The organism is Salipiger abyssi, assembly GCF_001975705.1.
Classification (GTDB): domain Bacteria; phylum Pseudomonadota; class Alphaproteobacteria; order Rhodobacterales; family Rhodobacteraceae; genus Salipiger; species Salipiger abyssi.
In genome coordinates this window covers 43690-65917 of the sequence record NZ_CP015093.1, presented here as the reverse complement: position 1 = coordinate 65917, position 22228 = coordinate 43690, and the positions used below count along the sequence as shown (strand labels likewise).

Genomic DNA, 22228 nt, shown 5'->3' with positions numbered 1-22228 from the left:
GCACGGACATGCCCTCGTATGGTGCGGGCAGCGAGATACGGTGCACATGCACAAGAATCTGCGCCGTGAGTATCGCCCTATACAAAATGTTGCCGGATTGTTCTATAATCCCGACATGACCGAGATTCTCTCTTCCGATACGGCCGTCCGATCGACCGCTGCCCCTGATGAGTCCGCCCGCGCTGTGACGCGGCGCGTTCTGTTCCTCAGTCACGCAACGCCCGAAGACAGCACCTTCGCGAAATGGCTCGCGAGTCAGCTCGCTATCGCGGGCTACGAGGTCTGGTGTGATGTTACGGCGCTGCTCGGCGGAGAGCGGTTCTGGGACGATATCGAGGAAGCGATCGATCAGGCGACGTTCCGGTTTCTGTTCGTGTCGACTCTGGAGGCGAACCGGAAGCCCGGGACGCTCCGGGAGCTCAAGCTGGCCGAAGAGGCCCGGGTGAAGCACAGGCTCGGCGATTTTATCGTGCCGCTCAAGATCGATGCGTTCCCGTTCGGAAGCATGCATGAGAGCGTGCGCGATCTGAATGTGATGCGGTTCGATTACGGGTGGGCCGAAGGGCTGCGGCGGCTGCTTGCGCTGCTCGAGCGCGAAGCGGCCCCGAAATCTCCCGTCACGAACGCCAATACCGTCATGGACTGGTATACGCGCTCGATCGAGTGCGACCGGAAACCCGTGCGCGCAAATGACAGCTATCTCTCGAACTGGTTCAGGCTGCGTCTGCCGAAGCGGCTCTATGCGCATCGCTATCGCGGGCCGGCGGACACGTTGGTCAAGGTGGCTGCTTCGTTCCCGCATCCATACCGCGTTGTCGGCCAGCGGCTTCTGACCTTCGCGCCCGCGCATGAAGTGGTGATGGCGCTCGGTGACGGCTGGGCGAGCGACGAACTCGCCGTGCTCGATACGCGCTCCTTTGTCTCGGATGGGGCGCGGGCGCTCGATATCGCGTCTTTCGATGCGTCGAACATGGTCAGCGATCTGGTTCGGCAGGCCTGGGAAGCGGAGATGACGCGGCGCGAGCTCTGTGCGTTTCCGCTGGCGAGCGGGCTTGTGGCCCGGTTCTTTGCGAACGGGCATCTCGAGAAGAACAAGGCGCATTTTACGCCGGATCGCGGGCGGCGGACCTATAGGCAACTCGTCGGAAACAAGACGCGCAAGATTGCCGGCGGCGAGAAAGTCCCTGACGGGTACTGGCATTTTGCTCTGTCGGCGTCGCCGCAGCTGGCGCCGTTTCCGCGGATCGTGCTCCGGTATCATGTGATCTTCAGTGATGACGGGCGCACGCCCTGGGATAAGGCCGAGCGTATGCACAAGGCCCGGCGCGGCGTGTGCAAGCAGTGGTGGAATGCCGCCTGGCGCGACCGGCTACTCGCTTTCTGTGCGCAGCTCGGGGGCGAGGAGAACAAGCTCACGATCGGGACAGGGGGTGATCCGCTCGTCGTGTCGATGAAGCCCGAGCGCTTCATCAGTCCGGTGACCTACTTCGAGGACGGGCAGGCGGGTCTTGACGAGACCGGCGAGATCGAACTCGTCGAGGATGATGCCGGTGAAGACGGGGAGGGTGGTGATGGCAGCGCGGCGTAAACGCAAGGTCAACACGAACCGCAAGCTGCTGCCGATCAGTGAGCCGCGGCTGCTCTTTGCCCATGACCAGAAGCTCGACGATCCCAAGGATGGGCTGCTGCTGTTCGGCCCGCCGAAAGACCATCCCGCCATCGAATACGGGGTGATCGGCACGCCTGAAGGCATCGAGCAGTTCAAAAGCTGGGCCGGAACAATCGCGGGTGCGATCGACGCCGACCCGAAAGTCGGGAGCTCGGTGATGTTTCCGGGGTTCGAGTCCGTCTTTCGGACCGAATGGAAGACCGAGCCCCGTGTCGCGCTGCCGCTCGATGCCGCCGAGCTCGACCACACGATCCGCAATACGGATGCGCATCAGCGCGTCTATGACACGGTCGATCTATTCGCGGGCCGCATCCGGCGGTGGGTCGAGGAGGAGGACGCCAAGGTCGCGCTCTGGTTCGTGGTGGTTCCGGAAGAGCTCTGGAAGCTGTGTCGGCCGAACCAGACGATTTCCAAGGCGGCGGGGGTGACCGGCGACACCGCGCTCTCGCACCGTAAGGCGATGAGGCTCTGGGAAAATCCCGACCTCTTCGATGACATCAACGAGGCCGCCGAAAAGCACCGCTTCGAGAACCACTTCCACAACCAGCTCAAGGCACGGCTTCTCGGTTGTGAAGCGGTAACGCAAATCGTTCGCCAGACAACCATTGCGCCCGAGAAACACCTCAACAGCATCGGCAAGCCGATCCGCAACGTGCAGGACGAGGCGACGATCGCCTGGAATCTCTCGACGGCCATCTATTACAAGGCTGGCGCGAAGCCCTGGACCCTCGCCGATATCCGCGAAGCGGTCTGCTATATAGGCCTCGTCTTCAAGCGCACGAACAGCCCCCGGGACGAGTACGAGGCCTGCTGCGGCGCGCAGATGTTCCTCCATACGGGGGAGGGCATCGTCTTTAAAGGATCGGTGGGTTCATGGGCCTCGGACAGGCCAGGCGAATTCCACCTCCCGAAAGACCAGGCCGCCGAGATCGTCAGGCGTTGTGTCGATAGCTACCGGAACTGGCACGGTGAAGCGCCCAAAGAGCTGTTCATCCACGGGCGGACGAACTTCAACCGCGAGGAAATCGAGGGCTTCCGCGACGGGGCGCCCGAAGGCACGAAAGTCAGCGGTATCCAGATCAAGCGGCCCAACGACCTGAAACTGTTCCGGGAGGAGGGTAAGCGGGGCGTCATGCGCGGACTTTCCCTCAAGGTCGATCACCGCAACGCGTTCCTATGGAGCTCCGGTTATGTTCCGAAGCTCAAGACCTATCCGGGGCGCGAGATACCGACGCCGCTCAAGGTGAAGATCGTATTCGGCGAAACGCTGATCGAGCAGGTGCTTGAGGATATTCTTTCTCTGACAAAGCTCAATTTTAACACCTGCATTTATGGGGATGGGTATCCCGTGACGCTTCGCTTCGCGGACGATGTGGGTGAGATACTGACGGCGATTCCGGAAGTCAGTTCGAAGCCGTTGCCGTTTCGGCATTATATATAAAGATATTTTGCGTGGTGCATACGGGCGCAGTCATAAACTTGTGTCTCCGCAAGATACGTTCACGCCAGTACACAAGGGCAACAAGCCCTGCATCCCGGGCCGGAAGTCCCGAGACAAGCCCGCCAAATACGACAAGCGCCGCTACAAGCGGCGCAACCTTATCGAGATCATGTTCGGCAAGCTCAAGGATTGGCGCCGCGTTGCGACCCGCTACGACAGATGCTGGAAGGTCTTTCTGTCCGCCGTGTATCTCGCCGCAACTGTCATCTTCTGGCTTTAAGAATTAATAAGTCTGGAGTCTAGCGCTTGCGTATTGAAAAGGAAGGGAAATTTCATTGGCTCCGGGCGCGAGAGGTTGCTCGATAGTGATGTTTATGCGACATGCTTCTTCCTGCGGGCCACCGGGCCATCCTCCATCGAAATTATGCGACAGTGGCCTATGGCTTCATGAAGTGACTGGGGTGCGTCAACGACTTTGCTGCTAAAATTCTGAGGCGACAGGTTATGCGGTGGGGGTCGGCAAGTGCGGCAGCCATGATCGTTTCCCATACACTATCCTCCGAACCAATCTCCTGTTTCGGATCGTTCATCGAGAAGATCATAGAATGTTTCCATGTGTTTTGTGAAGCTCACCAAGCTCGGAACCGAAGAGGGTTTGAAGGGCCCAGACAAGCCAGACGTCCTTTTCGAGCAAGTGCGCGGGCCGCCCGGAGCGATCTGCAGCGACGGCCAGGGCTTCCTTGCGGTCTGCAGGCGGCAAAGACAGGAAGGGTTCAGACATGCGCCGCCTTTCCGACACTGCGTGCAAGCCAGGTCGGGAACTGCGGTGCTGCGGTTACCAATTCGTCAAACGCCGCTGCGGGCAGTCTCTGCTTCAGCGATCTAAGAGCTGTCTCTGCCTGTTCCGGCCCAAGCCAGGCCAGGGCGCGAACAGCACTGCCAGCCGGCCTCTTCCCCAGGGCGAGTTGCCATCGGGGGGCGTGGCGCAGTTCGACGAGTTGTTTGCCCAATGAGAGCGTGCGGCTGCGACCCGAGGTCAGGTACACGGAGCGAACAGGCACTTGCGTGGTCAGGCCGAGTGCATTCGCTTCGGCGGCGCCGGTTGGAACGATGACTTCGCCACGTTGCGCCGCGAGGGCCTCGACGGCCTGTTCCACGGACGGAGCGCGCGTTCCAAACCGGCTTTTGATCGGTCGCAGGTAAACGCCGCGCCCGGCACGGATCAACTGGCCGCGCTCGGCAAGGCGCGACAAAGCCTGATCCACACCGGCACGGCTGCCGAGGTGCAGCAGGCCCTTTGCGGCAAGTGGCGCTCCTTCCGGAAGTCCCTCTGCATGGGTCAATATCTGTTCGGCAAGGCGCTGCATGATCGTTCTCCTGTCAGAAATATACGCAGTTTTCTGACAGAATTCAATCCGTGCTGTCGGGCGAGGCGAGGAGGGTGGTCGCTTGGTGCCATGGGTAGCAGCCTGGCCTTCGGCGATTTTCAGAGGGGAACACGCTTACCGAAGACCCTGCAGTTGCAGGCATTCCTTGACGGCTGCAGCCCGCCTCTTGTCCAGGTACTCGGCCAGATCGTCGATATGGACGCCTTTGGCGCATTTCTGCGACGCTTCCATGCGGACGAGGGGGAGGGCGATGGAACCGGCCGAGACTTTGCGGATGAACTTGTCGGTACTCAGACCGAAAAAATCCTTGGCGACATCCTCAGCGGGAATGATCGGTCGCCCGGAATACATTGCTATCAAGAGAAACGCCGTGTTCATGATCCCGGAGTGAAGCACGATGGCATAGTTGGGAGAAGGGCGCGCAGCGGGTTGGCGGGGAAGCGGATAGCATGGAGCGCAAATCGGACGGGTACGTTGGGTCGGAGAGACGCTCCGAAGCGTGTGAAAGGGGGTAGAGGGCCCGTGCTTGGGTAAGTCGGGCGGGAGCCTCGACGCCAAGCAACGCTTCTGGAGAGGCCGCAAGACCAGTGCACCTTTTGCGGTGCAGACATCCCGGGATCACGCTGGGGCGCTGCCACATTGGTGCTGCCGGCAGGAAGAGGCGCATCCCGGCCCGCGGCATCGCCTTGAGGGCCGAGCCCTCTGCGCTCACCGACCAGAAGGCTTTGGCTTGGGCTGATGCAGGCGTCGGCTGGTGTTCTTGCGGAAGGTGTTGCGCAGATCCTTGTTGATCAGCTCGATGTCGAACCAGTCCGGATCGAAATGTCCGCCGGCCCAGCGAAGGTTGGAGCTGTGGTCCTCATGGTTCGGGTCGCGAATGGTCTTGAGGAAATCGGCATAGGACCAGGGGCCGCCGACGTCCTCGGGCGGCCGGGCTCGGGCCCCTTCGGTGCATTCTGCGTGGCGGGGCAGGGGATCGAGGGATAGCCACTCCTCGATCCGGATCACATGGGTCCAGTCATCGCCAAAGTCGTAAAGGTAAGTGAAGGTCAGATCCTGGCCGGTGAAATCCCCCAGCCTGACCCCGGTGTAGTCGAAGGTCTGCGGCCCGCCGAAGCCATCCTCAAGCTGATCGGGGTCGCCATAGCGCAGCCCGCCGATCCGGAACTCATGCAGATGGCTGTCGGTCCAGCTGAACGCGGCCTGCAGCACCAGATGCAGCCTGTCGAGCGTCCAGCCCGACGGCACGACAAGTCGCCGCCAGATCGGCGGGTCAATCTCCGCGAGAAAGACATGCAGGCGGACGGCATTCGCGGGCTGGTACAAGACAGGTCCCCCGGTCAGATCGCAAAATCGTCTAGCGATTTTCCCGAAGCCAGCGCCTCGGCGATCCATGCCGGTTTGCGCCCACGGCCGGACCAGGTGATTTCGGCGTTCTCCGGATGGCGGTACTTGGGCGCGGACGCCGCGCGTTTCCGGGTGGGAGCCGCTTCCGCAAGCTCGTCGAAACTGAAACCGAGTTCGCGGGCCAAGTCGTCAACCTTGGCGCGGGCCTCGGCCTTGCGACGGGCCTCGAAACTGGCGATGGCCTTCGCAACATTCTTTTGCAACTGCTTCAGCTCGGGAAGCGACAAGGCGTTAAGATCGATATCCGTCATTTGGTCCTCATTTGTTGCCCGGTGGGTTTGAGCCCGAGCCTTGGGGAAGAAAGGCGTCTGGCGCTGGAAAGCAGGCACCGCGATTGCGTGTCAGATAAGCGCAGATATCCTGGGGATTACAACACGTCGGGGATTGGGGCTCGCGAGTGTTGGCTTTTGCCTTTTTGCGCTTGGCTCGGCTGAATGCGAGGATTGTCTGAGGGAACGGCTTCCCCCTGGTCGGCACTGGCGTTGCCGACGCACCCCCATCAGCGGGGAGACCCCGCAACGCCCCCTGAGAGTGAGAGTGCGGGCGGGTTTTCCGTGACGGGTTGAGGGCTGGAGGAAAGGCCTCCGGCGCCTGTCGCGGAGATCATTCCAATGGCCAGAGAGCATCGCGCAGCCCGCAAAAGCGGTCCGCGCACAAACCTTTATGACGACATCACCGACAAGATCATCGCCGAGCTGGAGGAAGGCCGGTTGCCCTGGGTCCAGCCCTGGGGGACTGCGGCGGCACAAGCGCCGCTCGCCATGCCGCGCAACGCCAGCACGGGTCGGCAGTATTCCGGGATCAATGTCCTGATCCTCTGGGGCGCCGTGATCCAGCAGGGCTATCCAACCCAGCACTGGCTGACCTTCCGCCAGGCGCTGTCGCTCGGCGGCAATGTCCGCAAGGGTGAGCGGGGCACAACCGTCGTCTATGCCGACCGTTTCACGCCTGAAGACAAGAAGCGCCGCGCCCGGGAGACAGGGGAAGACGCAAGCAGCATCCCGTTCCTGAAGCGCTTTACCGTGTTCAACGCGGCGCAATGCGAGGGTCTGCCCGACGACATAGCCGTCGAGGCACCGCCACCGCCGCTCGGGCTGATCGAGCCGCGGGTCGAGGCATTGATCGCGGCGACCGGCATCGACTTCCGGATCGGTGGAAACCGCGCCTTCTATGTTCCCGCGCTCGATTACGTGCAGGTGCCACCTCCGCAGGCCTATTTCGAGCCGATCAACTGGCACCGAACCGCCCTGCACGAGATGGGGCACGCGACAGGACATGCCTCACGGTTGGGGCGGGACTTCTCGGGGAGTTTCGGCACGAAGAAATACGCCTTCGAGGAACTGATCGCCGAGATTTCAAGCGCGTTCTGTTGCGCCTTGCTCGGGATCGTCCCGACCGTGCGCCACGCCGATTATATCGGCTCCTGGCTGGAGGTGATGCGCGAGGATTCCCGCGCGATCGTCCGCGCCGCCTCGCAGGCCAGCAAGGCGGCCGACTGGCTGCTGGCCCATCTGCCCGACGACAGCACCGATGTTGAGCGGCAGGCCCCGACGGAAGGGAGGGCCGCGGCATGATCCTCCTGACCGACACACAGCGTGGCCGTTTGCTGGCGAATGGCCACAATCGTGATCAGGATCACATTCCGGTCGTGAAGTTCTTCAATCCCTTTGGCGCCGGTGTCTGGCTCGCGACTGAGCTCGACGAGGACGGCGACATCATGTTTGGCCTGGCCGACATTGGCTACCCGGAACTTGGCTCCTGGAGCCTCAACGAACTGCGCTCTATTCGGCTGCCCTTCGGCATGGGTATCGAGCGGGATCTTCTGTTCACGGGCGATTTCCCGATCTCGGTCTGGGCCAAGTCCGCCCGCGAAACCGGCAGCATTCGCGATGCCGAGCGCCTTCTATTTCGCTCGGGCCGCCTGTCAGGTGGGACACGACCCGACACGGAGCCTCCGCGTTCCTGAGGGGTTCTGCAGCTTCTGCGCCGCGCTCTTCGAAGGAAGAGGGCGGCGCTTCTCCTCGTGACGCGGTGAAAGTTCGGCGCCCGGCCGACTGCCCGTTGGAGAACAGCACCATGACACGAAACACGAGAACACCCGACATCGAAGCGCAGAGACTCCGATTCTCCGCCCAAGAACAGGCCGTGGTCTACGAGGCCCGGCAGATCCTGCTGCGCCACCTCAATCAGAACCCTGTCCTGACGTCCTGGCAGGCGGTGCTCGACTATTGCGCCCTCACCATCAGGGGCGATGTGGAGCGCTTCCATGTTCTCTATCTCGACCGCAGGAACCGGCTGATCTCAGACGAGTGCCTCGCCATCGGCACCATCGATCACGTCCCGGTCTATCCCCGGGAGGTGCTGCGGCGCTGCCTGACACTCAATGCCTCGGCGCTGATCATCGTCCACAATCATCCGGCCGGAGATCCCGAGCCCTCGGCCGCCGACCTCGCGATGACCACGGAAATCCGAAACGCCTGTGCGTCCCTTGGGGTAGTGCTGCACGACCACATCATCACCGGTGCTGGCCGGGAGACCAGTCTGCGTGCCCGCGGCGAGCTCTGATGGGTCTGCGCGTTCATCCGCGGCTCGGCCATGAGAGAGAAAGGAGGGTGGGGGGGTCGTGACGGGCTGGTTGCCGGAGAGAGAGGCTCCCCGGCGTCCGTCATGGAGACCCTGACATGGCCACTGCCACGCAGAAGATCACCCTGTCGTCCTCGCGCGACATCCCCTTCAACAAGCTGGTGCTCAGCCAGTCCAACGTCCGGCGCGTGAAAGCCGGTATCTCAGTCGAGGAACTGGTCGAGTCCATCGCCCGCCGGGGGTTGATCCAGTCCCTGCATGTCCGGCCCGAGCTCGACGCGGAGGGCAAGGAGACCGGCCTCTTCGAGGTGCCGGCTGGTGGCCGCCGTTACCGGGCGCTGGAACTCTTGGTCAAACAGAAGCGCCTCAACAAGACCGCGCCGGTGCCGTGCATCGTCTCGGAGGCCGGAGACGATATCCTGATTGACGAGGTCTCGCTTGCCGAGAATATCGAGCGCGCGCCGCTGCATCCGCTCGACCAGTTCCGCGCTTTCCAGGTCCTTCGCGAGAAGGGAATGAGCGAGGAGGAAATCGCCGCCGCCTTCTTCGTCGACGCCAAGGTGGTGAAGCAGCGTCTGCGCCTGGTTTCGGTCTCGCCGGCGCTGCTCGAGACCTATGCGGAGGACGGCATGACGCTGGAACAGCTCATGGCCTTCACAATCTCCGACGACCATGCCCGGCAGGAACAGGTCTGGGAGGCGATCAAGGATAGCTGGCAGAAGGAGCCCTATACCATCCGTCGCATGCTGACCGAGACCACGGTGCGGGCCTCCGACAAACGGGCGCTCTTCGTCGGCATCGAGACCTACGAGGCGGCGGGCGGCTATGTGCTGCGCGATCTCTTCCAGCAGGACGATGGCGGTTGGCTCCAGGACCCGGTGCTGCTCGACCGGCTGGTGGGTGAGAAGCTGAAGGCTGAGGCGGAGATGATCGCCGCCGAGGGCTGGAAGTGGATCGAGGTCGCCGTGGACTTCCCCTATGGCCATACCAGCGGCATGCGCCGTCTGGCCGGCACCACCATCGACCTGACTGACGACGAGCGTGCCGAGCGTGAGAAGCTGCGGGACGAGCTCGACGCGCTGGAGGCGGAGTATGCCGAGGCTGACGAGTTCCCCGACGAGGTTGATGCCCGCCTCGGCGAGATCGAGGGGGCACTGGAGGCCTTCGAGGCCCGGCCGATGCGCTATGATGCGGATCAGATGGCCCGTGCCGGAGTCTTTGTCAGCATCCGCCATGACGGCCAGCTCGCCGTCGAGCGCGGCTATGCCCGTGCCGACGACGAGGCGATGGAAGGTCAGGAAGGGCAGGGTGCTGATGGGTGTTCTCCCGAGGGCGGCGAGGCCGGTGGTATGCAGCGCGCTGTCATCACGGTGGGCGGTACGGCGACCGAACCCGAGGAGGACGATGAGGTCGAAACCATCCGGCCTCTGCCCGATCGCCTCGTCAGCGAGCTGACCGCGCACCGCACGCTGGCGCTCCGCGATGCCGTCGCCACCAACCCGCATGTGGCGATGACCGCATTGCTGCACCGGCTGGTCACCGATTGCTTCCTGCCGCACTCCACCAGGGGGTGCCTCGAAGCCCATGTCCGGGAGGTTCACTTCCCTGCACTGGCCGAGGATCTGGGTGAAAGCGTCTCGGCGAAGTCCATCCAGGATCGGCATGAACGCTGGGGCGATCATATCCCGGCCGACGATGCGGCGCTCTGGGGCTGGCTGACCGATCAGGACGACGACACCCGGATGGAGTTGCTCGCCCATTGCGTCAGCTTCGGCGTTAACGCCTTGCACGAGAAGCCCAACCCCTATGGCAGTATGGGCGTCAGCCAGCATGGGCTCGATGTGCGCTTGTCCCAGGCCGACCGGCTGGCGCGGGCGACGGGCCTAGACATGGTGGCCGTGGGGTGGCGGCCGACCGTCGGCAACTATCTTGGCCGCGTGACCAAGCCGCGGATCATCGAGGCAGTGCGCGAGGGCGCCGGAGACCGCGCGGCCCAACTCATCGACCATCTGAAGAAGGGTGACATGGCTACGGAGGCCGAGCGCCTGCTGGCCGAAACCCGCTGGCTGCCTGAACCGCTGCGCCTGGTGGATCCCGATGCCGAGGTCGATGCGGATGCCGGGATCGACGCGGACGCGGACGATCTGCCCGAGTTCCTCGCCGGAGACGGCGAAGAGGACGAAGCTCCCGGGGACGAAGACCCGCAGAGCATGGCCGCCGCGGAATGATCCTCACGCGGGACGTCCAGGGTCGCCCCGCATTGCTTTCCTCAGTTTTGGGAGATCCCCATGACTTTCAAACGCGACGCGTCCAATCGGCGCATCGTCTTTTCCTATCTCGTCCCCGTGCATGTCGAGGTCGAGGACGGCATCGTCGCCGACGTCGTCGTCATCGACGAAACCCCGATCCGCGATCCCACGCTGATCGAAGGTGACGGCGACCTGCTTGCCCAGGCCGTCACCGACGCCAATGACGGACAGGCATGGCCGTCCTGGCGCTTCGGCTACTGATCCCGATTTCCGTTTCCGCAACTTGCCCGGTCCTCGTGACCGGGCTTTTTCTTTGGAGAACCCTGATGCCTGCAATGATCGATATCGACCGGATATTCCGCGAGGATTGCGCCAGTCCGCCATCCGAACGCACGCTGCCCTGGGAGGAGACGCGCGATGGCATCACTGTGGTGGTGGAGCCGAAGCCGCATTGGGCGGACGACATGCGCGCCTTCCGTCTCGAAGCCCGCGAATATTGCCGCTACGCCGATTGGACCGCGAACGGCGGTCATGCCCGCTTCTACGGTCATATCGACACCAGCGGTGACGACGTGATGATGACCGCGCGCGCCATGATCGCCCGCGAGATCGCCGATGGGCTCTGGGACTGAAGGCCCGTCCACGTCCGACGATATCAGCGACCGTCGTCATGTCATCGGCCTACATGGCTCCAGTTCCAGCTTCATCATGCTGCCGCTCATCATGTTGGGCATCGGATTCCGCCCCCGGCCTGGAACACGCTTCTGATGCCGGCGTGGCTGCGAGGCTGGCACGGCGAAACATCTGCAGTGGGGGTCTCCGGCGCCTGTCGGATGCAAGACACCACCCCCGCTTCCATTCGCTAACCTCGGTCTGATCCGTTTCTTTGGCATTCAACCCCGGAGGGGTCGGCTTACGCACGCGTGCCGCCCTCGGGGATTCGGAAAAAGTCCGAACGCCCGAGGGTGAGTGCAGATCCGGTCAGACACGTCGGGCGCCTGTCGCGCGGGGGATGGTCCCCCGCCTCCAGTGACAGGAGCCAATCCCGATGTCCTATGCAGATGCCACCGCTTTCGCCGCCAGCCTCGCCACCACTCTGATGGTCGTGATCGTCGTGTTCCAGGCCGGGGACGGAACCCACGGCGCCATGCCCGCCGACGAGTTCGACGGCGATGAGGACATGGTGAAGCTGGAACTGGATCCATGGGCCTGAGGCGCGACAGCGCCTCATCCCAAACGGCCCGAGCACGGATACCCGCGCTTCGGGCCTTCAGTGCCTCACGATGGTCCCCCATCGTCGGCAGCGGAACCGGGAACAATCCCGGTCAGAGAGGAAGAGTGCGGGCCTTTCGGCCGTGACGGGTTGAGGGCTGGAGAGAGAGGCTCGCCAGCGCCCGTCATGGAGTGATCCCGATGACCTTTGCCCGTTCCGAAACCTTCCGTTCCATCGGCCAGATTCTGGCTGCCGATGTTCTGCCCGCGCTTTATCGGTCGCAAAAGCTGCCGCTGCTCATCTCGTGCCTTGGCGTGGCCAGTTATGACGCCAGTGACGTGGCGAACAGTTTCGATCGCGTGATCCCGCTTGGAGAATGCCCGTCACCGGAACAGGCTATACAGGCTGCGGCCTTGCGCCTGTCGCGCGGTGATATTTGCACGGGGCCGGACAGTTTTCCGTATTTCCAACCGCGCATCATGCTCATTCAGGACCGCGATCAGCGCCTGGTCCTCGCCGGCGAAATCCGCGCCAGCATTATCCTTTGGCAACAGCCGGTCGCATCCGATGCCGAAGCACGCATGATCGTGACCGAGGCCAGCCGCCTGATCCTGACAAGCGCCCCCACCATCCGGTCGGGGCGCTTTGTTAATGTCGTCGTTTCCAGAGTCAGAGAGGTGCCGGGACGGGTTGAGTCCGGGTGGTCGAGAGAGAGCGCCGTCCGGGTCCTCCCGTTCCCGCTCTCCGAGGTTTCCCGACATGAACATTTCGTCTCCCGTGACCGATCCGATCGCGCCGCTAACGGCCGCGCCCGCGATCCTGGCCGCCGCCAATCTCCTGCTTCCCCATCTCGAACGTGGCCAGCGTGTGGATGCCGCGATCCTGCGCGATGCGATGGAAAGCGCTTTCGGCGCCTCCGACGCCACCGGCGCCTGGGACTGGAAGCTCGCCAATGAGGCCTGCGAGGTCGCCACGGTTCTGTTCCTGCGCAAATACGGAAAGGCGCTTTTCCGCAAAGCCGCCTCTCCGGCGTCCCGGCTCGGTCCTCTGGCGAAGATCGCGGGGTTACTACCGACGCAGACCCGCCGCTCCGAAGCAAGTCAGAGCTTCCAGCAGTTCAGCACGCCTCTGCCACTCGGCCTTGCCGCGTTGGCGGCGGCCGCGATCACGCCGGACGATGTGGTACTGGAGCCCTCGGCTGGCACCGGCCTGATGGCGATCCTCGCTCAGAGCTTCGGCGGTTCGCTGATCCTCAACGAACTCGCCGAGACCCGCGCCGATCTTCTCTCTTCCCTCTTTCCGGCCTTTCCCGTCACCCGGTTCGACGCCGCCCAGATCGACGATCATCTGACCCCGAAGGCTGTGCCGTCCGTGGTGCTGATGAACCCGCCTTTCTCGGTCATGGCCAATGTCGAGGGACGGATGGCGGATGCTTCCCTTCGCCATATTGCCTCGGCGCTGGCCCGGCTTGCTCCGGGCGGCCGGCTGGTGACGATCACCGGCGCGAACTTCGGACCGAAAGCACAGGCCTGGCGCGATGCCTTCATGCGCTTGCAGGACCGTGGCCGCGTGGTCTTCACCGCGGCCATCGATGGCGCGGTCTTTTCCAGGCATGGCACCCGCATCGACACGCGGCTGACCGTCATCGACAAGTTGCCCGCCGACGATCCGTCAGTCTTCCCGGCCTCGGCAGGAACCGCACCCGACGTTGTCACGCTGCTCGGCTGGATCGAAAGCCAGCTTCCACCACGCTTGCCGGTGTCGCTGCCGAAAGTCGCTTCTCCCGTGCCGGCGGCTGCCCCGAAGACCGTGCGCGGATATCTTGCTCGCGCCACAGCGTCCCGACCCGCCGCTGCACCAGCGTCCGATCCCGAGGGGGTGGAGCTCGAGTATGAGACCGTGGACTGGGCGCCGCCCGAGGGCGCGCGCTTGTCGGACGCGATCTATGAGGAATATGCGCTGCAATCGCTGCGCATCCCCGGCGCCAAGCCGCACCCGACCAGGCTGGTGCAATCCGCTGCCATGGCCTCGGTCGCGCCGCCAAAACCGTCCTACCGGCCCATGCTGCCCGCTGACATCTGCGCGCGTCTGTCGGACGCGCAGTTGGAAACGGTGATCTATGCAGGGGAAGCCCATGCCGATCACCTCGCCGGCGCATGGACCGTGGACGAACATTTCGACAGCGTGCGCGCCGCCGCCGAGGATGCCGCCGGTGCTGTCCGCTTCCGCCGGGGCTTCATGCTCGGTGATGGAACCGGCGCTGGCAAGGGCCGCCAGTCGGCCGCCATCATTCTCGACAACTGGCTTCGCAGTCGGCGCAAGGCGGTCTGGATCTCCAAATCCGACAAGCTGATCGAAGACGCGCAGCGCGACTGGTCGGCGCTCGGCATGGAACGCTTGCTGGTCACGCCTCTGTCGCGCTTCCCTCAAGGCGCAAAGATCACGCTGTCGGAAGGCATCCTGTTCACCACCTATGCCACGCTACGCTCCGATGACCGCGGAGAGAAGGTTTCGCGCGTGAAGCAGATCGTCGAATGGTTGGGCTCGGATTTCGATGGGGTCATCATCTTCGACGAGAGCCATGCGATGCAGAATGCCGGTGGCGGCAAGGGAGACCGCGGTGATATCGCCGCCTCGCAGCAGGGACGCGCAGGCCTGCGGCTCCAGCATGCACTGCCGGATGCGCGCGTGGTCTATGTCTCGGCGACAGGAGCCACGACCGTTCACAACCTCGCCTATGCGCAGCGTCTCGGTCTCTGGGGTGGCGAGGATTTCCCGTTTCAGACCCGCGCCGAGTTCGTCGAGGCGATCGAGGCTGGCGGTGTGGCGGCGATGGAGGTGCTGGCCCGGGATTTGCGTTCTCTCGGCCTCTACACCGCCCGCTCGCTCTCCTATGACGGCGTCGAATATGAACTGGTCGAGCACAAGCTCACCGACGAGCAGCGCCGCATCTACGATGCTTACGCGGCCGCATTCGCCGTGATCCATGGAAACCTGGACGCGGCGATGGAGGCGGCCAACATCACCGGCAGTGAAGGCACGCTGAACCGGCAGGCCAAATCGGCCGCGCGGTCGGCCTTCGAGAGCACCAAGCAGCGTTTCTTCGGCCATCTGCTGACCTCGATGAAGACGCCGACGCTGATCCGCTCGATCGAGGCCGATCTGGAGGCGGGCCATGCCGCCGTCATCCAGATCGTCTCCACCGGCGAGGCGCTGATGGAACGGCGGCTGGCAGAAATCCCCACCGAGGAATGGAATGACATTTCCGTCGATGTCACGCCGCGGGAATATGTCGGCTCGTATTTGCAGCATTCCTTCCCGGTCCAGCTCTACGAGCCCTTCACCGACAGCGAAGGCAATCTCTCCTCGCGGCCGGTGTTCCGGGATGGTCAGCCGGTCGAGAGCCGAGAAGCCGTCGTCCGGCGCGATGAGATGCTGGAGCAGCTCGGGTCGCTTCCGCCCGTGCCGGGAGCACTCGATCAGATCGTCCAGCGCTTCGGCACCGACCTGGTGGCCGAGGTTACGGGGCGGTCCCGGCGCATCGTGCGCAAGGGCGATGGCGCATCGGCGCGTCTGGCGGTCGAGAACCGTGCACCGTCCGCAAACCTGGCAGAGACCTCGGCCTTCATGGATGACCAGAAGCGCATTCTTGTCTTTTCTGATGCCGGGGGCACCGGGCGCAGCTATCACGCGGACCTCTCGGCGCGGAACCAGCGGCTGCGGGTGCACTACCTGCTGGAGCCGGGCTGGAAGGCGGATGCCGCCATTCAGGGGCTCGGGCGCACCAACCGCACCAATCAGGCGCAGCCGCCGCTGTTCCGACCCATCGCCACGGATGTGAAGGCTGAGAAGCGTTTCCTTAGCACGATTGCCCGTCGCCTCGACACGCTGGGCGCGATCACCCGCGGGCAGCGCCAGACCGGTGGTCAAGGCCTGTTTCGGCCCGAGGACAATCTGGAATCCGCCTATGCCCGCGATGCGCTGCGCCAGCTCTACTTGTTGATCGTGCGCGGCAAGGTCGAGGGCTGCTCGCTTGAACGGTTTGAGTCCGCCACCGGGCTGAAGCTGATGGATGCGAACGGCATCAAGGACGAACTGCCGCCGATCACCACCTTCCTCAACCGCCTGCTGGCGCTGACCATTGAGTTGCAGGGCATCCTGTTCTCGGCCTTCGAACAGCTTCTGCAGGCGCGGATCGACGGGGCTATCGCATCCGGCACCTATGACATGGGGCTGGAAACGCTGAAAGCCGAAAGCTTCATCGTCACAGACCGGCAGGTGATTCACACGCATCCGGGCACAGGGGCAGAAACCCGGCTCCTGACGCTCACCGAGCGCAAGCGCAATCAGCCGGTCACGCTCGATGCAGCGCTGGCGGAGCTGGATGTTCCGCGGGCGAAGCTGCTTGTGAACGAGCGGTCCGGTCGTGCCGCCGTGCAGATCCCCACCACCAGCGTGATGCTGGACGACGGCGAGATCGAACGACGCGTGCGGTTGATCCGACCGATGGAGGCGATGAACATTCCGGTGCGTGCGATGGGCGAAACCCACTGGATCGAGGCCGACCGTGCCGCTTTTACCGTGGCCTGGAAGGCGGAACTGGCCGAGGTTCCCGAGTTCACCGACAGCATCCTGCATATGGTGACAGGGCTGCTTCTGCCGATCTGGAAACGCTTGCCGCAAGACTCCTCCCGCGTCTATCGGCTCCAGACTGACGAGGGCGAACGCATCATCGGTCGTCGTGTCTCGCCGGCATGGGCCGCCAATGCTTCGACCAGCGGCGTCACCAGCAGCCTGACGCCGGATGCCGCCTATGCCGCGTTGATCGAAGGCCGAACGATCCTTGATCTCACCGAGGGGCTGCAACTGCGCCGCGTCCGGGTCATGGGCGCCAACCGGATCGAACTGACCGGCTTTACTGACGCGATGCGCGACCGGTTGCGGGCCTATGGCCTCTTCAGCGAGATCATCTCGTGGAAACTGCGCTTCTTCGTGCCCGTCGATGCAACGGGACCGGAGATCATCGGTAAATTGCTTGACCGCTTCCCGGTGGAGCGCATCGGTGAGCGGGAGGCCGCGTAATGGCGCGTCTCAACGCTTCCGAACTGGCACACCGTCTCGCCCGTCAGGCCGAGGCGGTGTGCCGCCACTATCTCTCGAATGGGCGCAAGCAGGGCAATTACTGGCAGGTTGGGGATGTGCGAAACACGCCCGGCCGTTCGATGTTCGTCCGTCTGAACGGGCCAGAGACCGGCAAGGGTGCGGCTGGCAAATGGACCGATGCCCAGAGCGGCGAGCATGGCGATCTGCTCGACGTGATCGGCGAAAGTCTTGGCCTCATCGACTTCGCCGACATTGCCGAAGAAGCGCGCCGCTTCCTCAGTCTACCGCATCCTGAATCGGTGCCAAACTCCCGCCGATCCCGAACACCGCCAGCACCATCCGGATCGACCGAGGCGGCCCGCCGGCTCTGGCGCATGACGCAACCGCTCACCGGCAGTCTCGCAGAGGCGTATTTACGGATACGCGGCATTGCGGATTTACGCGGAACCGCAAATCTGCGGTTTCATCCAAACTGCTATTGGCGCCCCGAGGGTGATGGTCCCACCGAAACCTGGCCCGCCATGATCGCCGCCGTCACCGGCCTCGATGGCAAGATCACCGGCGCGCATCGCACCTGGCTTCACCGCGACGGTTCCGGGAAAGCGCCGGTCTATCCGCCGAGAAAGGCGATGGGAGACCTGCTCGGAAACGCCGTCCGGTTTGGCGAGGTGCAGGATGTCATGGCGGCAGGCGAGGGGATCGAAACCATCCTCTCGCTGCGGCAGGCATTGCCCAGGATGCCGATGGCCTCCGCACTCTCGGCCGGGCATCTCTCCGCCATCCTGTTCCCGCCGCATCTGCGCAGGCTCTACATCGTCCGCGACAACGATCCGGCAGGCGACGCCGCACGGGACAGCCTGGTGGACAGGACCATCGGAGCCGGGATCGAGGCGATCACGCTTTCGCCCATGCTGGGAGATTTCAACGACGATCTCGTCAGCTTCGGACTGGAGGCGCTTCGGGCGCAGATCCGGGTGCAGATCGCCCCCGAGGACGTCAGCCGCTTCATGGTCCCGTTGCCATAGCCAGAGAGGGCCGTGATCTGGGAAAAACGATCCCGCCATGGGCAAGGGATAGTAGCACCTCGGCAAGAGGACCGCGCCTTGGCCTTCTTGAGAGAGCGAGCGGCCCACAAACGCTCCGGCCCGGCAATGGCGGCGCCCGACTGATTTCCGTCGGCGGGCAAGCCCGCCTTTACAGCGCGAAACAAATCAGCCGGGCTTTGCCATCAAGGCCCTCGCAAAGAGCTCGGGCTGCCAGACCGGAGCGCCCGTGGGCTTGTCGTCGCCATGAAGGCCGCGACGGTCGCGGTCCAGCCGAAGGACACATCCCATGTATGCCCATGACGAATTCGAACCCGATCACAGCACGTCTCCCACCGGCCATGTCATCGAAGCGCTCGAACTCTATGGCTACCGTCCAGCAGAGGGCGAGGCCGATCCCCGGATCACGCCCGAGGACAATGCCATCCAGGGCGCGGTTGCCGACATCTTCGATGCCCTGATTTCCACCATGGCCGACACCAGCCTCGATTTCGACCTCGACGAGATCATGTGGTCCACCGTCAACACCTTCCACCGCGCCGTGGAACGGATCGAACGCAAACTCGATGACAACGAGCAGGCGCAGAAGCGCCTTCAGCGCGAACAGGACGGAAGCGAGGTGAAATCCGTCCAGTTGGAGACCCTGATCGGCATCGGACAAAACCTGATCGAGCGCCGCGACAGCATGGAGACCTTCCGCGACACCGCTGCCGACATTTACCTGCGCACCACCGGCACGCCCTGGTCGCCGCGCTCCGGATCACGGGTCAACCATCGCCAGATGACCTCGGCCATGATCGACAGCCGTGACTTCATCGCCGCAAAGCGCAGGGCCGACAATGAGGTACTGCTACCCGCCGGGACGAAGATCGCCTTCTCGGGCGGTGACACCGCCGATCACCGCATGATCTGGGACAGGCTCGATCAGGTCCATGCCAAGCACCCCGATATGGTGCTCCTTCATGGGGGCAGCCCGAAAGGCGCCGAGCGCATCGCAGCCACCTGGGCGAACAATCGCAAGGTGCCGGAGGTCGCCTTCAAACCGGACTGGACGAAACACTCCAAGGCTGCGCCCTTCAAGCGCAACGACCGGATCCTCGATGCGATGCCGATCGGGGTCGTCGTCTTCCCCGGAACGGGCATCCAGGAAAACCTCGCCGACAAGGCCCGCAAGATGGGCATCCCGGTCTACCGCCTCGCGGAGGGCAGCGCGTGAGCGCTGCACTTCCACGAAATGACCGCGCAGCTTCCTGCATCCGTTACGGTGGGCGGTGAGCGGACCTTCGCTGCACCAAGCACCAATGTCCGGCATGGGCGGCCCGCACCTTGCCTGCACTGCGCAGGCAGGGCCGAAAGGCATGATGTGTCCTTCGGTGTGCGCGCAAGACGTCACGCGGATGTCGCCGATAGCGAGCCCCACCGAAGTCCGAACTCACCGACGCACTTGCCCAGAGCATTGGATACCATCCCCGGAGCATAGGTGTCGGATTAGCTATCCGATGCACCCTAAAAGTGATCGAGGATAGGTCGGCAATGAGCGCCGTAGAAATCGAGCGCGAACCGCATTTCGGCAGCGTAGGCCGCTACCTCGTCCGCCGCATTGATACCGGGGTCGTTATGTGCCGCGGCCGCGAAATGGCCCGGTCCGCGAAACACCCCCGACAACACATCGCTTCGCCGGGCATAGAGCGCATGCTGGTCCCGGCACTGGGCGGCATGCGTTTCCTCGTGGATTCGGAGCATGGCCTCTATCGGGGGTGGCTCCATCCGCGGCACCGAGACCTTGCAATCGGTAACATCGGTCGTGGCCCCGACTTTTGTCCCGCCGCCCAGGGGATCGTCACCGGTGCCAGTGTCCTGCGTGGGGCCGTGAAGCGCGCAGGACGCGATGTCCGCCGGCGTGAGTGCGCCCGAGACCAGATGACCGATGGCGCACCTTACCGCGTCCTCATGGCTCGTGACCTGTCGGGTGGGGCGCAACGCGGCGGGGATCGTGCGGCGATTGAAGCGGCCGGCCCGGATGCCCGCCAGGGCGTCCGGGCCGGCCAGCCTGGCCTCTCCCGGCGATACGCCGGCTGCGCCGGCTGCCCGAGCCGCAGCCAGAAGCGCCGAACTCCCGTAGGCGCTGACCGCGGCATAGGCTGTGCCGTAGCGCCACTCGATTTCGCGGCACCAGCATGGCAGATCCGACCATGTCTCGAGGCCGCGCCCGGTCAGGCCCTCGGCCCTCGCCATCGGTGCGCTGGGGACCATCCCCGGCTCTTCGGGGGACTGCAGGACCAGGTCGAACCGGCCCTCCCATGCAAAATTGCCCGGCACCAAGGCGGTGACCTCTCCGCTTCCGCGCGACATCTCCCCGTCAGCGCCGCGGGCAAAGCTCAGGTCACCGTCGAGGGCCGGGCCGGCTGACTCTTTGGCGAGGACGTAGCCGCCACCGCTCCCCTTGCGCTCGAATTGCATCCCGTCGGTCAGGGGCAGCTGGACCCCGCCGGGAAAGGCGATCCGTTCACCGCAGAGCGGTCGCGTGAGGCCCGTATCCCGACTGTAGAAATCCAGCGCCGCCGGGGTCAAAGCGTTCGCGCCGATCAGCGAATCCGCCAGGTCCTGGGAGGTGCCGCTCTGCATTTCGATGCGCCAGCGTCCCAACGGCGGAAAGTCCGCCTGCTGGCAGGAGCATTCAGGAAAGCGGCGCAATTCGGATGGCGCCGGCAATCCCGCGATGTCGGGAGGGAGCGGGTCAGGACCCAGCAGGTCCCCCTGCGCCATGGCGGAGACCGTCCCGGACAGCCAGATCGCGAGAGCTGCGCACGCGAGACCAGAAAGACCCTTCATTCAAGACTTCCCCCGATGTCGGTTCGTCCAGGGACAGTGCTGCCGGCGACAGTCATCCCGACGAAGGTCAGCGCCGCCGGAGCTCGACCGAGATATCGCCCATGTCCCGGCTCGGATAGAAGGTCGCGGGCGGGCAGTCGCCGGAGACGCATTGCCCGATCTCGACCACCCAGGAGGTATGCTGGCAGGGCGCGAAGCTCTTGCCGAAGCCGCGCCAGGTGATCGTGCCGTCGGCGTTCGAGGTCAGGTAGGGGCGGTCGGGCGAGATCGGAAAGCGCCAGGCGTCGTCATAGACCGTGTTGTCGAGGTCCGTCGGAGCATCCACCCGAAAGACCCTGATCTGGCGCGCATGAGGTGGCACGTCGGCGGGATAGGTGATCGGAAACCGCACGCGGCATCCGGAGGTGGCGCCTTTGGCGGATCCCGCGACCTGCCGCGCGCTCAGAACGACCGCATCAGCGTTCGGCGCGGCCTCCGGCGGGGCGGGGCGCGCGCTCTCGGACGAGGTTTCGGGAACGCAGGCGGCGAGCGCGAGGCAGGTTGCCAGGGCCAGCCCGGCCGCCGGCGCGGTTCGGGTGAGAGGCGGGAGGGTCATGAGCAGTCTCCTTCTTTGAACGCGTATCAATCGGACTCGAATTGCAGGATCATCATGACGGGCCGGCGCTCGAAGACGGGGATGCCGTGCGCTGTCGCACGAACTTCCTGGAAGCCGGCGAACTCCTTGTAGCTGACGAGCATGAGGCGATAGGTGAACTCCATCGTCACGCCGTCGATGACGGCCGCTCCGGTCCCCACCAGCCGGGGCAGTTCGTTGATGTCGCAGCCAACCAGGTCGCCGACTTCGTCGCTGCTGAAGGGCAGGATCGGCAGGTCGGTGCCGTTCGCCACCTGCACCCCTTCGGGCAGCGATGGCTCGCGGTCGAAGCGCCAGGTCTGGTCCGTGACCCAATCGAGGTCGAGCACCACGCCGCCCTCCTCGGGGATCAGGACAAGACCGTCCTCCTGCTTGTCGAGGGTGCCGAAATGCGCGTCCGGATCGGCGGGGTGGGCGATGACGGTGGGTCCGGCGATCGCGTAGCCGGCTCCGAGATGCGCCTCCCAGCGACCGGTCAGAAGCGATTCCAGCATGGACTGGTCCATGAAGCGATCCTCGCCGCAGAGATATTCGGAGGTGGGCTCCTGCTGGGCGAGAGCCGGCGGCGCGAGAAGGGCGGCCAGGATCGAGAGGGTCGGCAGAGAGGGTCGGGGGTGCATCATGTTGCTCCGGAATTTGTGGTGGCGCGCGGTCCCATGTCCTGTC

General features: G+C 64.2%; 20 protein-coding genes and 2 pseudogenes. 14 read left to right on the top strand and 8 right to left on the bottom strand.

From position 1 onward, the window contains the following. Nucleotides 1-46 precede the first annotated feature (46 nt). From Ga0080574_RS03875 to Ga0080574_RS03865, 3 genes and pseudogenes are all read left to right on the top strand, one after another. Nucleotides 47-1588 (top strand): toll/interleukin-1 receptor domain-containing protein, encoded by a 1542-nt coding sequence (locus Ga0080574_RS03875; RefSeq protein ID WP_083716755.1) that lies wholly within the window; start codon nt 47-49, stop codon nt 1586-1588. Further along, on the top strand, nt 1572-3110 hold the full coding sequence (locus Ga0080574_RS03870) for an argonaute/piwi family protein (protein ID WP_076705638.1): 1539 nt from the start codon (nt 1572-1574) through the stop codon (nt 3108-3110). Before Ga0080574_RS03875 ends, Ga0080574_RS03870 begins: the two co-directional genes overlap by 17 nt. Before the next feature lie 73 nt (nt 3111-3183). Next, nucleotides 3184-3390 (top strand): annotated as a pseudogene (locus Ga0080574_RS03865) (transposase); the annotation flags it as partial. Nucleotides 3391-3708: 318 nt separating this feature from the next. Here Ga0080574_RS03865 and Ga0080574_RS03860 read toward each other — a convergent pair. The 5 genes from Ga0080574_RS03860 to Ga0080574_RS03840 all read right to left on the bottom strand — a co-directional run bounded on the left by Ga0080574_RS03860 (nt 3709) and on the right by Ga0080574_RS03840 (nt 6156). Further along, nucleotides 3709-3891: a hypothetical protein gene (locus Ga0080574_RS03860; protein WP_076695327.1), complete on the bottom strand. Its 183-nt coding sequence runs from the start codon at nt 3889-3891 to the stop codon at nt 3709-3711. Further along, the gene (locus Ga0080574_RS03855; protein ID WP_076695325.1) at nt 3884-4477 is read right to left on the bottom strand and encodes a DUF6088 family protein; all 594 of its coding nucleotides are present in this window, start codon (nt 4475-4477) and stop codon (nt 3884-3886) included. Before Ga0080574_RS03855 ends, Ga0080574_RS03860 begins: the two co-directional genes overlap by 8 nt. Nucleotides 4478-4612: 135 nt before the next feature. Beyond that, nucleotides 4613-4876: a pyocin activator PrtN family protein gene (locus Ga0080574_RS03850; protein WP_076695323.1), complete on the bottom strand. Its 264-nt coding sequence runs from the start codon at nt 4874-4876 to the stop codon at nt 4613-4615. A 330-nt stretch (nt 4877-5206) separates the two neighbouring features. Next, a complete protein-coding gene (locus tag Ga0080574_RS03845; protein ID WP_076695321.1) occupies nt 5207-5824 on the bottom strand; it encodes a plasmid pRiA4b ORF-3 family protein in 618 nt (205 codons plus the stop codon). Nucleotides 5825-5838: 14 nt separating this feature from the next. After that, nucleotides 5839-6156, bottom strand: a complete 318-nt coding sequence (locus Ga0080574_RS03840; protein WP_076695319.1) for an H-NS histone family protein — start codon at nt 6154-6156, stop codon at nt 5839-5841. A 360-nt stretch (nt 6157-6516) separates the two neighbouring features. On the opposite strand from Ga0080574_RS03840, the gene Ga0080574_RS03835 reads away from it, so the two are divergent. From Ga0080574_RS03835 to Ga0080574_RS03790, 11 genes and pseudogenes are all read left to right on the top strand, one after another. Beyond that, the gene (locus Ga0080574_RS03835; protein WP_076695317.1) at nt 6517-7479 is read left to right on the top strand and encodes an ArdC family protein; all 963 of its coding nucleotides are present in this window, start codon (nt 6517-6519) and stop codon (nt 7477-7479) included. After that, nucleotides 7476-7871: a DUF2958 domain-containing protein gene (locus Ga0080574_RS03830; protein WP_076695315.1), complete on the top strand. Its 396-nt coding sequence runs from the start codon at nt 7476-7478 to the stop codon at nt 7869-7871. The genes Ga0080574_RS03835 and Ga0080574_RS03830 overlap by 4 nt, the downstream gene beginning before the upstream one ends. A gap of 110 nt (nt 7872-7981) precedes the next feature. Continuing rightward, entirely contained in the window at nt 7982-8470 is a 489-nt protein-coding gene (radC, locus tag Ga0080574_RS03825; protein ID WP_076695313.1) for a RadC family protein, read from the top strand. A 116-nt stretch (nt 8471-8586) separates the two neighbouring features. Then, nucleotides 8587-10716 (top strand): ParB/RepB/Spo0J family partition protein, encoded by a 2130-nt coding sequence (locus tag Ga0080574_RS03820; protein ID WP_076695311.1) that lies wholly within the window; start codon nt 8587-8589, stop codon nt 10714-10716. A 60-nt stretch (nt 10717-10776) separates the two neighbouring features. Further along, nucleotides 10777-10998 carry a hypothetical protein gene (locus tag Ga0080574_RS03815; RefSeq protein ID WP_076695309.1) on the top strand — a complete coding sequence of 74 codons (222 nt, stop codon included), beginning with the start codon at nt 10777-10779 and terminating at the stop codon, nt 10996-10998. A 65-nt stretch (nt 10999-11063) separates the two neighbouring features. Continuing rightward, nucleotides 11064-11369, top strand: coding sequence for a hypothetical protein (locus tag Ga0080574_RS03810; protein WP_076695307.1), 306 nt, complete (start codon nt 11064-11066; stop codon nt 11367-11369). Nucleotides 11370-11785: 416 nt separating this feature from the next. Continuing rightward, nucleotides 11786-11950, top strand: a complete 165-nt coding sequence (locus Ga0080574_RS25770) for a hypothetical protein (protein ID WP_156876264.1) — start codon at nt 11786-11788, stop codon at nt 11948-11950. A gap of 200 nt (nt 11951-12150) precedes the next feature. Then, a pseudogene (locus Ga0080574_RS26820) lies at nt 12151-12558 on the top strand (hypothetical protein); the annotation flags it as partial. 151 nt (nt 12559-12709) lie between these two features. Beyond that, nucleotides 12710-17032 (top strand): strawberry notch family protein, encoded by a 4323-nt coding sequence (locus Ga0080574_RS03800; protein ID WP_076695305.1) that lies wholly within the window; start codon nt 12710-12712, stop codon nt 17030-17032. After that, nucleotides 17032-18078 (top strand): DUF7146 domain-containing protein, encoded by a 1047-nt coding sequence (locus Ga0080574_RS03795; protein ID WP_076695303.1) that lies wholly within the window; start codon nt 17032-17034, stop codon nt 18076-18078. Before Ga0080574_RS03800 ends, Ga0080574_RS03795 begins: the two co-directional genes overlap by 1 nt. A gap of 307 nt (nt 18079-18385) precedes the next feature. After that, a complete protein-coding gene (locus Ga0080574_RS03790; protein ID WP_076695301.1) occupies nt 18386-19312 on the top strand; it encodes a DUF2493 domain-containing protein in 927 nt (308 codons plus the stop codon). 290 nt (nt 19313-19602) lie between these two features. Here the strand turns inward: Ga0080574_RS03790 and Ga0080574_RS03785 are convergent, their stop codons facing one another. The 3 genes from Ga0080574_RS03785 to Ga0080574_RS03775 all read right to left on the bottom strand — a co-directional run bounded on the left by Ga0080574_RS03785 (nt 19603) and on the right by Ga0080574_RS03775 (nt 22182). Then, a complete protein-coding gene (locus Ga0080574_RS03785; RefSeq protein WP_076695299.1) occupies nt 19603-20928 on the bottom strand; it encodes a hypothetical protein in 1326 nt (441 codons plus the stop codon). 67 nt (nt 20929-20995) lie between these two features. Then, nucleotides 20996-21523, bottom strand: a complete 528-nt coding sequence (locus Ga0080574_RS03780; protein WP_076695297.1) for a hypothetical protein — start codon at nt 21521-21523, stop codon at nt 20996-20998. A gap of 26 nt (nt 21524-21549) precedes the next feature. Beyond that, nucleotides 21550-22182, bottom strand: coding sequence for a hypothetical protein (locus tag Ga0080574_RS03775; RefSeq protein ID WP_198039766.1), 633 nt, complete (start codon nt 22180-22182; stop codon nt 21550-21552). Nucleotides 22183-22228: the final 46 nt, after the last annotated feature.